Source organism: Microbacterium testaceum (assembly GCF_020781835.1).
Lineage (GTDB): Bacteria > Actinomycetota > Actinomycetes > Actinomycetales > Microbacteriaceae > Microbacterium > Microbacterium testaceum_H.
Genome location: NZ_JAJGNJ010000006.1, coordinates 20797 through 35027 on the forward strand (window position 1 = coordinate 20797; position 14231 = coordinate 35027).

14 protein-coding genes, 1 tRNA gene and 1 pseudogene are annotated in these 14231 nt (G+C 69.9%); 5 read left to right on the top strand and 11 right to left on the bottom strand.

All coding sequences use genetic code 11. The annotated features are described in order from the left end of the window. Positions 1 to 37: 37 nt before the first annotated feature. Together LL239_RS10030 and LL239_RS10035 are read left to right on the top strand one after the other, a co-directional pair. Complete coding sequence (locus LL239_RS10030; RefSeq protein ID WP_228163301.1) at positions 38 to 592, top strand: RNA polymerase sigma factor; 555 nt, start codon at positions 38 to 40, stop codon at positions 590 to 592. Beyond that, the gene (locus LL239_RS10035) at positions 589 to 1650 is read left to right on the top strand and encodes a DUF4349 domain-containing protein (protein ID WP_228163302.1); all 1062 of its coding nucleotides are present in this window, start codon (positions 589 to 591) and stop codon (positions 1648 to 1650) included. Before LL239_RS10030 ends, LL239_RS10035 begins: the two co-directional genes overlap by 4 nt. 99 nt (positions 1651 to 1749) lie before the next feature. Here LL239_RS10035 and LL239_RS10040 read toward each other — a convergent pair. Beyond that, positions 1750 to 1825: transfer RNA gene (locus tag LL239_RS10040), tRNA-Glu, on the bottom strand. A 211-nt stretch (positions 1826 to 2036) separates the two neighbouring features. Here LL239_RS10040 and LL239_RS10045 point away from each other — a divergent pair. Beyond that, positions 2037 to 2675 carry an MBL fold metallo-hydrolase gene (locus LL239_RS10045; RefSeq protein ID WP_228163303.1) on the top strand — a complete coding sequence of 213 codons (639 nt, stop codon included), beginning with the start codon at positions 2037 to 2039 and terminating at the stop codon, positions 2673 to 2675. Positions 2676 to 2851: 176 nt separating this feature from the next. Here the strand turns inward: LL239_RS10045 and LL239_RS10050 are convergent, their stop codons facing one another. The 7 genes from LL239_RS10050 to LL239_RS10080 form a co-directional block, all read right to left on the bottom strand. Then, a complete protein-coding gene (locus LL239_RS10050) occupies positions 2852 to 3121 on the bottom strand; it encodes an HPr family phosphocarrier protein (protein WP_063257512.1) in 270 nt (89 codons plus the stop codon). Positions 3122 to 3148: 27 nt separating this feature from the next. Further along, on the bottom strand, positions 3149 to 5221 hold the full coding sequence (locus LL239_RS10055; protein ID WP_228163304.1) for a PTS fructose transporter subunit IIABC: 2073 nt from the start codon (positions 5219 to 5221) through the stop codon (positions 3149 to 3151). 20 nt (positions 5222 to 5241) lie between these two features. After that, positions 5242 to 6207, bottom strand: a complete 966-nt coding sequence (locus tag LL239_RS10060) for a 1-phosphofructokinase family hexose kinase (protein WP_228163305.1) — start codon at positions 6205 to 6207, stop codon at positions 5242 to 5244. Beyond that, on the bottom strand, positions 6204 to 6989 hold the full coding sequence (locus LL239_RS10065) for a DeoR/GlpR family DNA-binding transcription regulator (protein WP_228163306.1): 786 nt from the start codon (positions 6987 to 6989) through the stop codon (positions 6204 to 6206). The genes LL239_RS10060 and LL239_RS10065 overlap by 4 nt, the downstream gene beginning before the upstream one ends. Positions 6990 to 7114: 125 nt before the next feature. Further along, complete coding sequence (locus tag LL239_RS10070; RefSeq protein WP_228163307.1) at positions 7115 to 8284, bottom strand: ABC transporter substrate-binding protein; 1170 nt, start codon at positions 8282 to 8284, stop codon at positions 7115 to 7117. Between the two features lie 33 nt (positions 8285 to 8317). Continuing rightward, positions 8318 to 8944: a flavin reductase family protein gene (locus LL239_RS10075; protein ID WP_228163308.1), complete on the bottom strand. Its 627-nt coding sequence runs from the start codon at positions 8942 to 8944 to the stop codon at positions 8318 to 8320. Beyond that, complete coding sequence (locus tag LL239_RS10080; protein WP_228163309.1) at positions 8937 to 10025, bottom strand: DUF1989 domain-containing protein; 1089 nt, start codon at positions 10023 to 10025, stop codon at positions 8937 to 8939. Before LL239_RS10080 ends, LL239_RS10075 begins: the two co-directional genes overlap by 8 nt. Before the next feature lie 137 nt (positions 10026 to 10162). Here LL239_RS10080 and LL239_RS10085 point away from each other — a divergent pair, with 137 nt between their 5' ends. Further along, on the top strand, positions 10163 to 10864 hold the full coding sequence (locus LL239_RS10085) for a GntR family transcriptional regulator (protein ID WP_228163310.1): 702 nt from the start codon (positions 10163 to 10165) through the stop codon (positions 10862 to 10864). Between the two features lie 205 nt (positions 10865 to 11069). Continuing rightward, complete coding sequence (locus tag LL239_RS10090; protein ID WP_228163311.1) at positions 11070 to 12437, top strand: APC family permease; 1368 nt, start codon at positions 11070 to 11072, stop codon at positions 12435 to 12437. Between the two features lie 105 nt (positions 12438 to 12542). Here the strand turns inward: LL239_RS10090 and LL239_RS10095 are convergent, their stop codons facing one another. From LL239_RS10095 to LL239_RS18135, 3 genes and pseudogenes are all read right to left on the bottom strand, one after another. Further along, on the bottom strand, positions 12543 to 13121 hold the full coding sequence (locus LL239_RS10095) for a nucleoside 2-deoxyribosyltransferase (RefSeq protein ID WP_228163312.1): 579 nt from the start codon (positions 13119 to 13121) through the stop codon (positions 12543 to 12545). Then, complete coding sequence (locus tag LL239_RS10100; RefSeq protein ID WP_228163313.1) at positions 13118 to 13936, bottom strand: substrate-binding domain-containing protein; 819 nt, start codon at positions 13934 to 13936, stop codon at positions 13118 to 13120. The genes LL239_RS10095 and LL239_RS10100 overlap by 4 nt, the downstream gene beginning before the upstream one ends. Positions 13937 to 13996: 60 nt before the next feature. Continuing rightward, positions 13997 to 14176 (bottom strand): annotated as a pseudogene (locus tag LL239_RS18135) (LacI family DNA-binding transcriptional regulator); the annotation flags it as partial. Positions 14177 to 14231: the final 55 nt, after the last annotated feature.

The window sequence follows — 14231 nt, forward strand, 5'->3', positions numbered from 1 at the left end:
GTGCTCACAAGCGTGCCGGACAGAGGGAACGGATGCCATGACCGACGACGTGATCGACGACAGGGCGCTGGTTGCGCGCGCCGCCGACGGGTCGGAGGCGGCGTTCCGCTCGCTCTACCGCGCGTACGTACGCCCGGTGTACTGGATCGCGTACGGGCTCGTCCAGGACGAGGCCGATGCGGAGGACGTCGCGCAGGAGACCTTCGTCGTCGCGTGGCGCAAGATCCCGAAGCTGACGCTCGAGGGGACGTCCCTGCTGCCGTGGCTCGCGACGGTATGCCGGTTGCAGGCGCAGAACCGCCTGCGGTCGCGTCGCCGCCACGGGACGACCGCCGAGCTGGACGAGAGGATCCCTGCGCTCGTCGACGTCGAGAATCAGGTCGTCGAGGCCGAGACCGTCGCCGCGATCCTGGGCGCGGTCGAGGGGCTCGGCGACCTCGACCGCGAGATCTTCCGGCTGTGCGCTGCCGAGGGGTACGGCTATCAGGCCGCCGCCGACTCGCTCGGCGTCTCCCACGGCACCGTGCGCAACCGCCTCTCCCGCATCCGTTCCCGGGTGCGCGCCACCGCGATGGAGACGGAGACCCCATGACCACCCCGACACTCCCCCCGCTCCACGACGACCGCGTGGATGCCATCGAATCCGCCGTCTTCGCTCGCATCGCCCACGAGCGCGCCGGCCGCCGCCGACGCCGTCGGCTGACGTGGGGCGGGATCGGTGCGGCAGCGGCCGTACTCGCGATCGCAGCCGTCATCGGTCCCTCGCTGACGACACCGACGATGTCCGGTTCGTCTGTCAGCGAAGCCGGCGGCGCCGTCGACCCCGGTTTCAGCTTCGACAGCTCCCGCGGCGACGGCTTGCGTGACGTCAGCGGCGAGGCGCTTCCCGAGGCATCCGCCGGCGGTACGGCGGACTCCTCGAGCATCGCGGCGCAAGACGGACGCGACATCGTCGCCACCGGTTCCAGCACGGTGGCGGTCGACGACGTGCGCGCCGCGATCGACCGCGTGTCGGATGCGGCGACCGCGGCGGGCGGCTACGTCGAGTCCTCGCAGGTCGGCGGCGGCTCGGGCGTCGTTCCCCTGGACGGTGCCCTGCCCGAGACCGCCGCGGTGTCGTCGGCCTGGATCACCGTCCGCGTCCCCGCGGACGCCCTCACCTCGGTCATGGACGGGCTCTCCGGCATCGGCGAGGTCACCGCGACGAGCGTCACGCGATCCGATGTCACCGAGCAGACGGTCGATCTCCGGGCGCGCGTCGCCGCAGGCGAGGCATCCGTCGCCCGGCTCACCGAGCTGATGGGGCAGGCCGGGTCGGTGGCCGACCTCATCGCGGCCGAGAACGCGCTCGCGGACCGTCAGGCGCAGCTGGACTCCGACCGGCAGGTGCTGCAGTCGATCGAGTCGCAGGTGGCCATGTCGTCGCTCAGCGTTCAGCTGAACGAGCGCGCGCAGACCGTGGCCGCGGACCCGGCCGGCTTCGGCGACGGACTCGTGGCCGGATGGAACGGCTTGGTCGCGACGCTCAACGGCGTCGTGATCGGCCTCGGCTTCCTGCTTCCCTGGCTCGCCGTGGCCGGGGTCGTCGTGCTGATCGTCTGGACCGTGCGCCGGGCCCTTCGGCGTCGCCGCGAGTCCCGGGACGCCTGATTCCGCTGGACCGGCGTGCTCCGGTCCAGCGACCGGCCAGGGAAAGACCGGCGAGACGAAAAGAAAGCCCCGACCACTTGGTCGAGGCTTTCTTTTCGTTGGTGACCCCAGCGGGATTCGAACCCGCGTTACCGCCGTGAGAGGGCGGCGTACTAGGCCGCTATACGATGGGGCCGCGTCGCAACCGTTCAAGTATGCACTACGGATGCCGCGCACGACAAATCGGGCCGCGAATGACTCGCAGCCCGGGCGTGTCAGGCCCACGGTACCGCGCTCAGCCCCCGGGTGGAAGAGCGAACGCGAAACCGGCGGCAAGGCCCCGTGCCACCCGGAACGCCTGACGTCCAGTGGTTGCAGGCTCCTCCACCGCGGAGTTGACTCGCGGTATGCAGGTCACCAAACGCGAACACGCGGCCCTCGTGCTCACCGAGGCCGGTCACACCCTCGTCATCGATCCCGGCGTCTTCACCTCGCCGCTCGAAGACCTCACCGGTCTCGTCGGTGTCGTCATCACGCACGAGCACCCCGACCATTGGACGCCCGAGCACCTCACCCGCCTGCAGAAGGCGCACCCCGGTGTGCCGATCTACGGCCCCGCGGGCGTGCAGAAGGCCGCCGCGGGATTCGACATCACCGTCGTGCATCCCGGTGACACCCTCGACCTCGATCCGTTCCACCTGCAGTTCTTCGGCGGCACGCACGAAGTCATCCACGAGTCGATCCCCGTCGTCGACAACGTCGGCGTCCTGGTCAATGACGCCTTCTACTACCCCGGGGATTCGTACGTCGTCCCCAAGCACACCACCGTGAAGCTCCTGGCCGCACCCGTCGGAGCCCCCTGGCTGAAGATCGCCGACGCGATGGACTACGTGATGGCTGTCAAGCCGGAACGCGCGTTCGCCACCCATGACATGACCCTCTCGGTGGCCGGGAAGCAGATGGGCGACGCACGTCTGACCTGGGCCGTGGAGCAGAACGGCGGCACGTTCGTCGATCTCGGCCCCGGGGATTCGACGGAGATCTGACCCGATCGGCGTGCCGGACTCCGGAGTTTTCGCCGCACCGCCCGGCCAGCCGCCTCCCGGCCACCCGGCATGCGCATTTCCTCCGGAGTTCGGCACGCCGCATACGCTCGCGCACGAAACACCGGATGCCACGAGCCCTGCGGCCCGTGGCATCCGGTGTTCTCTGAGAGTGACGCTTACTGCGCGTCGAGATCGGTCTCGAGCAGCGCGACGAGCTCATCCAGCGCCTGCTCGGCACCCTCGCCCTCGGCCTTGAGCGTCACGACGGTGCCGTGACCGGCGCCGAGGCCCATGAGCGACAGGATGCTGCCGGCGTTGAGGTCGGGGCCGCCCGCGGCCGAGATGGTGACGGGCACCTTCTTCTCCTGCACGGCCTGCACGAAGAGCTTCGCGGGGCGGGCGTGGAGACCCGAGCTGCTGGCGATGGTGGCCTGACGTTCTGCCATGGTGAATCCTTCCGATTCGACGGGGTGTTAGGCCGCGACCGTGGCTGCCGGCGCAGCCTCGGCGACGACGGCGTCCTTGGTGCTGCGGCCGATGCCCTTCAGAGCGACGACGATGAGCGCCGTCACGACCGTACCCGCCGCGATTGCGAGGGCAAAACCCCAGAACGGGTTGATCGCGAAGAACACGAAGACACCGCCGTGGGGGGCGAACGACTGCACGCCGATGAGCATGCTCAGTCCGCCCGTGATCGCCCCACCCACCATCGAGGCGGGGATCACGCGCAGCGGGTCGGCCGCGGCGAACGGGATCGCACCCTCGGAGATGAACGACGCCCCCAGCAGCCACGCGGCCGCCCCGTTCTCCCGCTCGACCGGGGTGAACTTGCCCCGGGCCAGAACGGTGGATGCCAGGGCCATCGCCAGCGGCGGAACCATGCCGGCGGCCATCACGGCGGCCATGATCAGGTACGGCGCGGTGTTCGACTGTGTCGCGGCGGCGAGACCCGTCGTGGCGAAAACGTACGCGACCTTGTTGACCGGTCCGCCGAGGTCGAAGCACATCATGAGGCCGAGGATCACACCCAGCACGATCGCGCCGGCGCTCGAGGCGGCGAGCGAGGTCAGCCCATCGGTGAGCGCCGCCATGAGCGCGGCGATCGGGCGGCCGAGGAAGAGGATCATCAGGCCCGAGGCGAAGATCGAGCCCAGGAACGGCACGATCACCACCGGCATGAGCCCACGCAGCCAGCGCGGGGCGTCGAAGCGACCGAGCCACCACGCGATGAAGCCGGCGAGCAGACCGCCGATGATGCCGCCGATGAATCCGGCGTTCATGAGCACGGCGACGGCACCGGCGACGAACCCGGGGGCGATGCCGGGGCGATCGGCGATCGCGTAGGCGATGAACCCCGCGAGCACCGCCACGATGAAGCCCATCGACGTCGCGCCGATCATGAACGCGACGGAGCCGAGGTACTGGCCCACCGGTCCGAGCGGCGACGTGATGTCCTCGGTGGGGAGGTCCCACAGCGAGTTCTGGATGATGACGTTCGCGGCGTTCTGGGTGACCTGGTAGCCGCCCAGCAGGAAGCCGAGCGCGATGAGCAGACCGCCACCGGCGACGAAGGGGATCATGTAGCTGACACCGGTGAGCAACCAGCGCTGGATGCGGCGCCCGACCGACTGCTGGGCGACCGGCGCGGCGGAACCGGCTCCGGTGGCCCCCGCGGCCGAACCTGCGACGCGCGCGGCGTTCGGGTTGTCGACGGCGGCGACCGCTTCGGCGATGAGCTGCTGCGGCTGCTCGATGCCGCGCTTGACACCGGCGCGGATGACGGGCTTGCCGGCGAACCGCTGCGGTTCGCGCACGTCGACGTCGACGGCGAAGATCACGGCGTCGGCGTCGTCGATGACACTCTGCGGCAGAGCCTTGTAGCCGCTGGAGCCCTGCGGCTCAACGACGAGCTCGACGCCGTCGGTCTCGGCACCCGCGGCGGTCAGGGCGTCGGCAGCCATGAAGGTGTGGGCGATGCCGGTGGCGCACGCGGTGACCGCCACGATCTTGGTGGTCTTCGTCGCCGTGGCGGTGCGGGCCTCGGCACGCGTGGCCGCCGGCGCGGCGGCCGTCGGGCCCTCTGCGGGAGCCGCTGCGGGGGTGACGGCTTCCGTGATGAGGCGGACGGCGCCGGTCGGCGTCGCTGCCTCGCGCAGACCGCCGGTGAACTCCGGCTTCATGAGGCTGCGGGCGAGCTGCGACAGCACCGAGAGGTGCGCCTCGTCGGCACCGGAGGGCGCGGCGATGAGGAACACGATGTCGGCGGGGCCGTCGGGTGCCCCGAAGTCGACGCCGGGAGCGAGCCGGGCGAAGGCCAGCGTGGGTTCGGTGACCGACGCGCTGCGCGCGTGCGGAATGCCGATGCCGCCGGGCAGGCCCGTCTCGTCCTTCTGCTCGCGGGCCCATGCGTCGTCGAAGAGCTCCTGCGCGCTGGTCGCGCGGCCCTGCGCGACGACGCGCTCGGCCAGAGCACGGATGACCGACTGCTTGTCGGCCCCCAGGGGCACGTCGAGGCTGACGAGCTCCGGTGTGATGATGTCGGACATTGTCTTGTGACCTTTCGTGGTCAGGGTGTTGCGGTGGGTGTGGTGAAAGCGGTCACGGCGATCGGCCCGTCGGGCAGGTCGGCCGGTGTCGGGGCTTGTGTCCCCGGCAGGGTCGCCGCGGCCGCGCCGTACGCGATGCTGCGGGCGAGTCGGTCGGGGGCGGTAGCCCCCTCGAGGTCGGCGAGCAGGTAGCCGGCGAGCGAGCTGTCGCCCGCGCCCACGGTGCTGGCCACCTGGATGCGCGGAGCGATTCCCCGCCACGCACCCTCGGCGTCGAAGAGGAGCGCACCGTCGGCCCCCAGAGTCACGAGAGCGGATGCCACGCGCTCGGGCACGAGGGCCGCCGCGCGCCGTGCGGCCTCGGCGATGACGTCGCCGTCGGCCCCGGCATCCTCGCCCACGAGCTCCGCGAGCTCTTCGTGGTTCGGTTTGATGAGGTCGGGCCGGGCGGCGTCGACAACGGCCGCGAGGGCCTCGCCCGACGCGTCGACCGCGATCCGGGGGGCGTTCGCACCCCAGCGATCGCGCACCGCGGCGATGAGGTCGGCGTAGAACGTCACCGGAACACCCGGCGGCAGGGAACCGGCGAGCACCAACCACGTGGCGTTCTCCGCGGCCGCGACCACCCCCGCGGTGACGGCTTCGGCTTCGGCGGCGGACAGTTCGGCACCGGGAAGATTGAGCTTGGTCGTCTCGCCCCGCGGGTCGGTGATCGTGAGGTTCGCGCGCACGCGGCCCGCGACCGGCACGAGGTCGAGGTCGACACCGGCGTCGTCGAGGAGCAGGCGATACGGATCGTGATCGTTCACGGGGACGACGGCGCGCGCGGGGGCACCGGCGGCCGACACGACCCGCGCGACGTTGACGCCTTTGCCCCCGGCGTCCTCCCGGGAGGACTCGGCGCGCTGCACCTCGCCGGGCACGAGCGGCCCGATGAGCTGCACGGCCCGGTCGGCGGACGGGTTGGCAGTGAGGGTGACGATCATGCGACACGCACCTCCGCGTCGGCGTCGGCGAGGGCCTGGGCCAGCGGGGCGGGCGGCGCGCCGTCCGTCACGAGAACGTCGATCTCATCCAGCCGCGCGAAACGCACGAGCAGTTCCTCGCCGAACTTGGCGGTGTCGGCGACGACCACGACGCGCCGCGCGGCGCGGATGATCGCCGTCTTCACGGCCGCCTCCTCCGGGTCGGGCGTGCTGAGACCGAAGCCCGCGCTCAGCCCGTTGGTGCCCACGAAGGCGATGTCGGGGCGCAGCTCGCCGATCGAGCGGACGGTGTGCGCGCCGACCGCCGCCGCGGTCACTCCGCGGACCTTCCCGCCGATCACGGTGAGCGAGACGCGGTCGTCGCCTGCGAGAAGGTGCGCCGCCTCGAGCGAGTGCGTCACGATCTCGACCTCGCCGGCGCTGTCGCCGAGCACGAGCGGGAGCTCGGCGGCGACGGCCGCGGGAGTCGTGCCGGCATCGATGAAGATCGACCCGCGGAAACTCGAACTCAGCAGCCGCGCGGCCTCCGCGCCGATCGCGCGCTTCGCGTCGCCCTGACGAAGGCGCCGCTCCGCCAGTGAGATCTCGGTCGTGCTCGCCCGGTCGATCCCGACGGCACCGCCATGGACCCGTCGAAGAGCGCCGGTCTGCTCGAGACGGTCGAGGTCGCGGCGAACGGTTTCAGTGGTGACGTCGAAACGACGGGCGAGGTCGATGACGCTGACGCGTCCGATCTCGCGCAACTCGCGCTCGATGAGCTGCTGGCGCTCCATTGCGTACACGGGATCCCCTTCGAAGATTCCCACACAGTACAACACGAAACCACATGAATCAACACATTCGCCGACGTAAAAGCAGACCGCGGTGCGATCGAGGTCGCACCGCGGTCTGCGCGGGAGAGGAGGAATCAGGGAAGCGCGATCTCCGGGTCGAGGAACCGGTTGGTGGCCAGCTGCTCCGGGGTGAGACCCGCGGGCACCGCCACGCCCTTCTCCGTGAGGATCGGCGTCACGATCGACTGCACCCGGGCAACCCGATCCTCGTCGAAGGAACCGAACGTCCCGTCGGGACCGTTCGCGGCCAGTCCCAGTGCGCGCTGCTGCGTGGTGGAGTTCTCCGCCTCCGCCGCGGGATACACCCAGCCGTTGTCGTACTGCTCCACCGCGGACACGATCAGCGCGTTCGCCGCTGCCGGATCGGCGAAGTAGTCGACGCTCGCCTGCTGGATCACCGGCACCAGCATCGAGAGGCAATCCGCGCGGGCTTCGATGTCAGCGCTGCGCGCGGCGAGAGCGACAGCGTAGATCGGGTAGCCGGTGTCGGCGACGAGCTGATACTCGAGGGGGCGGCCCCACTCCGGAATCGCGTTCTCGTAAACCCACGGTTCGACCGTCGCGAACCCCTGCTGCGCGGCCGTGCCGCCCGCGGCGATGAACGCCGCGGGCGTGCCGTCGTAGGACCCGTCGAGCTGGTCCGTGCGCAGCAGGCCCGAACCGGTGAGGTAGTCCATGTACGTGGTGCCGTCGAAGTACCGCACCGTGGCATCCGTCTTCCCGAGGTCGGCGATGGAGTGCACGTCGGGGTACGTCTCCGGATCCCACATGATCGCCCAGGGCGCCTTCTCGAAGGTCGACATGACGGCGGTCGTCGGCAGGGTGTCGGATGCCGCGATGGCGTCGTCCGTGTTCACCCATCCGAGCAGGATGTCAGGGTCGGTGTACATCTGTGCCGGCACGCCCGAGAAGCCGATCGCGGGTCCGCCGGCGCGGATCTCGACGTTCACTCCCGTCCACTCCCCCTTCGCCATGAGCGGCCCGGAGACGCTTTTCTTCCCGGCGTCGATTCGGGCATCGGGGCCGAGGAGGCCGAACAGGCCGCCCTGCTCGGCCTGGGGGTTCCAATCGGTCTGGATCACGACCGTGGCCGGGCACGCCTCGGACAGGTCGACGGCGCCGACGGACAGGCCCGCGCCGTCGGACGGGGCTTCCGCGCTGCCGGTCGAGGCGCAGCCGGTGAGGACGCCGGCGACGATCGCGCCGGCAGCGAGGGCGGACAGGGGACGAGCGAGTCTGCGCATGGGGTTCTCCTGGTACGTGGGTGACGGGGCGGGTCAGAGAGTGTCGATGTCGGTGGCGGGGTCGCCGGTGAGGGTGAAGCGATCGCGCGTGGTCGTGTAGAAGCTCGCCCCGAACCGCGCGACCGGGGCGTAGTCGGTGAGCCGCACCCGCATCCGCGAGCGGTCCACGAGACCCGGGCGGGTGCGGAGGAGCTGGACTCGCCCGAAGTAGATCTCGCGGCTCGGAATGTCCATGCGCGACCAGAGGACGCACTCGAGCGCGACCGGCGCATCCGCGATGACGGGCGGACGGACGGATGCCGCGGGCACCGTCGCGATCCCCCGGAGCGCGAGCTCGTCCACCTCGGGCGGATACCGCACGCTCGTGGCATCCATCGACTCCACCAAAGGATGGTCGACGAGATGGACGACGAACTCGCGGGTGGCGTCGATGTTCGCCGCGGTGTCCTTGCGCGCACCGTCGGGGAGGCGGTCGATGCTGACCATCACGAGCGGAGGGTCTTCGCCGACCATCGCGAACATCGAGAAGGGAGCCGCGTTGGGGATCCCCTCCGCGCTCAGGGTCGTCACCCACGCGATCGGGCGCGGGACGATGAGGGAGGCCATGAGCTTGTAGCGCTCGTACGGGGTCAGGGCGTCGACGTCCTCGACGTCATGCATGGCTCTGCACCCACCAGCTGAGGACGATGTCCCGGAGAGCAGCCTCGTCGTCGTCGCCGTATAGGTCGCGGCGCGCGTGCGCGCGCAAGCGAGCGAGGTCGGCATCCGCCAACTCCACGGCCACGTTCTCGACCTTCACCGGGGTACGCGGGAACCGGGGCTCGTAGGAAGGATCGCGATTCAGGCGCCGCTCGACGCGGATTTCGGGCTGCGCGAAGTCGGCCGGGGTGCGTTGCGCGCGGTGGACCTGAAGCGGCGGCACGCGGTCGAGGTCGGACTCCGCGGCGTCGAACACCGTCACATCCAGCGGCCGGAGGGAGTAGTTGCTCGTGCGGAAGATGTCGTTTCCGCAGACGTTCGGCACGGCGAGCACATCCATCACGGCGAGCAGTTCGACGTAGGCCGTCGCCGGGGTGTGCTGGTGGACCACCTCGATCGATCCGTCCGCGTTCACGCGCGTGGCCATGAAGAGGTTGAACGAGTCGTGCACATCGTCCGGGGTCAGCCCGTACTCCCGCTGCGCCTCCGCCTGCATGTCGGCGCAATTGGTGTGCTCGGCGAAACCGAACATCGACTCGTACATCGCCGCGCTGCAGCGCGGGAAGAGCGTGTCGTTCAGGCCCGCCACATCGGAGAGCAGGAACATCATCGCCCGCTCACGTGGAGGCGCGGACCACAGGAAGGACCCCTCCCCCGGGTGGATGCCGTGCAGCGTGCGGGTGCGGCCGACGTGCATCGCCTCGCGATAGTCGTGCAGCGAGAAGACATTGAGGTCGGCGCACTGGTCGCCCTCGACCTGTGCCACGCGGAGGATCTGCCCGGCGCGGACTTCGAAGGCTTTCCCCGTGCCCGGGAGAAGCCGATGCTCGGCACGTACGACGCGCTCAGGTCCGGCCGTGAAGCCGAGGTCGTCGCGCCAGGCGCGCTCGATCCGCGGCGATCCGGGGAGGGGACGGGATGCCACGCCCTCCGCGGTCTCACGGAGGGCGATGCTCACGAGGTCGCTCACCGTCTTCGCCTCCCCGGCGAGAACGGAACGGTCGAGAAGCTCGCGCTGTTGCTCCGTCAGTGTCAGGTTCATCGGTGCGCCTTTCTGTATACAGCCATGGTTGTATCGCGTATACAGGTCGAGGGCGTTTCGCTCATGATTCGGGGATGTTTCTGCCTCCCAGCTCGCTACCGACGGGCATTCCGCCAGCTGCCGTATACAGTTCTTCCGTGGCAGAGAAGACAGCTCACGACATCGAGACGCCGACGGAGCGCGCGGAGCGCGCGTACGCGTCGGTACGCGCCGCCGTCATCGAGGGGGCGCTGACGCCGGGGACGAAGCTCGGCGAGGAGACCCTGGCGGCGCATTACGGTGTCAGCCGGACCCTCGTGCGCACCGTTCTCGCGCGACTCGTGAGCGACGGCCTCGTGGACTCCCCGCACGGCCGGTCGGCGGAGGTCGCCCATCCCACGATCGAGGAGGCCCGGGACGCCTTCGTCGTCCGGCGGGCGCTCGAGCGGGAGGCGGTGCTGCGCGTCGCCGCGCGGTGGGACGATCGCATCCACGACCGGCTTCGCGCCCACGCTCGCGCGGAACGCGAAGCGTGGACGGCCCGCCAGAGCGCGGCATCCGCTCGATTGGGCGGCGAGTTCCACATCCTGCTGGCCCGTGAGAGCGGAAACGCGCTGCTGCAGCGCTACATGTCAGAGGTGGTCTCGCGGACCGCCCTCATCCTGACGATCTACGGCCGCGACATCGACCAGGGCGCCTCGATCGACGAACACGACGAGCTCATCGCCCTCCTCGCCGCCGGCGACGGCGCTGGGGCCGCCGATCACGTCGCCGCCCACCTCGACGGCGTGGAGACCCAGGCGCTGCGACCGGAGGCGCCCGCGGGCGATCCCCTCCTGTCGGTGCTCGCGCGCTACTGACTCCGTTGCGGTGGGTCAGGTCGATCGATCTCAGGGCAGCACCACGGAGAAGGTGACCTCGATGAGGCGGCCCTCTGAGCCGGCGAGCATCGCCGTCTTCCCGCGGTTTCGCGCGCGACGAAGCACCGACAGAAGAACGCTAAGCACATACGCGCGGAGAACGGAACGACTTGCGCACGCGCCCCGCGACGCGTGAACTGTCACGATGCCTACGGACATCGACACTCCCCCCTTCTCCGAGGGGAAGCTCAAGCGCGTCGTCACCGGCCCCCTGCTGTTCGCCTTCATCGTCGGAGACACCCTCGGTGCCGGCATCTACACCCTCGTCGGGACGATGGCCACCGATGTCGGCGGGGTCATCTGGCTGCCGCTGCTCATCGCCCTCGTCGTCGCGCTGCTGACGGCGGGCACCTACGCCGAGTTGATCACCAAGTACCCGCACGCCGGCGGAGCGGCCCGATACGTGGATCGGGCGTTCGGTGTCCCGTACCTGTCGTTCCTCGTCGGATTCCTCATGATGGCCTCCGGCATCACGACGGCGGCCTCTCTCGCCAACGCGTTCGCGGGCGACTATCTCGCCGCGCTGGTCGACGTTCCCCCGATCCCCGCGGCGGTCGCCTTCATCGTCGTCCTGACCCTCATCAACCTGCGCGGGGTGCGAGAGTCGCTCGGAGCCAACCTCGTGGCATCCATGATCGAGGTCACCGGCTTGGTCATCGTCATCGTGGTGGCCGCCCTGGTGTTCGGAAGCGGAGGCGGTGAACCCGGGCGCGTCTTCGAGTTCGCGCCCGATGTGCCGCCCCTGCAGGGCGCCTTCGCCGCATCGGTGATCGCCTTCTTCTCCTTCCTCGGCTTCGAAGCCGCGGCCAACATGGCCGAGGAGGTCAAGAACCCGTCACGGACGTATCCGCGGGCACTCTTCGGCGCGATCTGCACGGCGGCCGTGATCTACCTGCTGATCGCCCTGGGCGCCGTCATCGTCGTCGAACCCGCCGACCTCGCCGAGTCCAGCGGACCCCTCCTCGATGTCGTCGCCGCGAGCGGGTTCGCCGTGCCGTCGTGGCTGTTCGGCACGATCGCGCTCGTCGCGATCGCCAACGGCGCGCTGCTGTTCATGGTGATGGCCAGTCGCGTCGGCTACGGCCTCGCCGAGTCGGAGCTTTTGCCCCGCGTCTTCGGTCGGGTGCTCCCCCGCCGCCGTACACCGTGGGTGTCGATTCTCGTGGTGTCGGGCATGACGATCGCCCTGTCGTTCGTGGGTGATGTCGGCACGCTCGCGGAGACGACCGTTCTGCTGCTGCTCCTGGTCTTCCTGGCCGCCAACGTCAGTGTGCTCGTCCTGAAGAAGGACGTCGTCGACCACCCCCACTTCCGCGTCCCGCGGGTCGTCCCGGTGCTGGCGATCATCGCCAGCATCGTCCTGCTCACGCAGCAGACGGGAGTCGTGTGGCTCGGCGCGCTGGCGTACATCGTCGTCGGCTCGGTGCTGTTCCTCGTCGCGCGCGCCGGGCGCCGACGCGAAGAGCGAGCGGATGCCGGGAAGTCGGCCGCGGAGCAGAAACCGCGAGCGTGAGTTCAGGCCCGCACCCGCCATGTGCGGCGATGGGCGGGCGCGCGACAATCGGTCGAGGTCGCAGGGAGCCTTCGCGGAATCGATGCTCGCTCCAGGAGGGTGCAATCACGCACCCGCGAGGGCATCGCGCGCCACCTCGAGGCACGCCTCGAATGCCGTGAGATCGTCCCACGCCGCCGGAACGGCGGCGCGCACGAATCGTCCGCCTCTGAGGGAGATTCCTCCGTCGAGCATGAGGTTGTCGGCCATCCTGTGGTCTTCGACCTTCTGACCATCCGGCGCTCTCAACACGCCCTCGCCGTCGGGCTCGACCGGACCCGATGCGGCGTAGTGATCGGCGGCGCGGTCACGGTACGGGCGCGGGTCGTTCGTGTAGCCGAAGACGGCTTTGCGCTGCGCCGCCATGTAGCCGAGCTCATACACCGTTCCGACATCGGCACTGATACCGCGAAACGGCGTGAGATTGGCGATGCACACCGTCGCCATGTCCATGCGACGCTCGTTCAGCATGCTGATCTGCACACCGCGGTCGTAGGCGTCCTCCGCCTCGACCGGCAGCATCTCGGCCGGCAGCTGCGTCGGCTCGAATCCATGGACTCGCGCCAGCTCACGCTTGCGCTCGATCAGCTCCAGACCTGCGGGAAGAAACACCTCGGGGCCTGCGAGGTAGACGATCGGCGTCACGGGGCGTTGTCCTTCTTCTTGAGGGTCGATGCACGAGCGATGAGCGCGGGCGCCGGCGCCATCACGATGTCAGGCTCCTCCCCGGCCAGCGTCCGGACGAGAAGGTCGGAGGCGAGGAGCGCCGTCTCGGCAAGGCGCAGATCGAGGGCAGTGAGCCGCGGCTGAGATGCAGCGGCGCGAGGGCCGTCGTAGTTGGTCGCGACCATGAGGTCGCCGGGGACATCGAGACCCGCCGCCTTCGCCGCCTCCACGGCTCCGACCGCGAACGCGTCGAGCGGCGCATAGACCGCGTCCGTCTCCGGGTGCTCGCGGAGGAGTCTTGCCGCGGCCTCGCGGCCTCCCTCCTCACCGCTCGCGGCGTCCACGTGGATGACGCGCACACGCGCGGAACCCCATCGACCGTCCCTCTCGTCGAGCATGCCGGCCAGATGTACGGCGATGCTGTGCGCCTGCGAACTCAGCATGACCGCGATCTCGCGAGCCCCCTGAGCCTCCAGGTGGTCGAGCATGGGATCACCGTCGGGGATGCGTCTGTCGATGCCCGCATCCGCACCCGTTCCCTCGGCGATCCCGACCGTGACGACCCGTACACCACGCGCCGCGAGGCGCCGACAGTGCGCATCATCGACCCGGGGATCGATGACGATCGCGCCGTCGATATCGAGTTCGTCGATATGTCGGGGGGCCGCACCGGGCGGGACGAGGACGAGTGAGACGCCGTGCTCGAGGAGCGCGCGTGCGGCGGGCATCGCCATGTCGAGGAGGAAGCCCATCTCCGAGTGCTCACCGACGATCTCCGGCGGCAACGCCGTCATGATCGCAACCATTCCTGATCTGCCCCGCCGCAGGCTCTGCGCTCGCGGACTCGGGTGATACCCGAGGGAATTCGCCACCTCGCGCACGTGGGCGCGCGTCGACGGGTCGACGCGGCCCTTGCCGGACAGGGCGTGGGAAACCGTCGTCCGTGAGACCCCCGCCTCCCGGGCGACGTCGGCGATCGTCGCCCGCGCAGGGCGCGTGCCGTCGCCGCTCGGTGAAGATCTCGTTCCCGGCATGTAACTTTCCCGTTTCGTGGCTGCTTTGCGTTCTCCGGTAAGCGTACCGTCATGA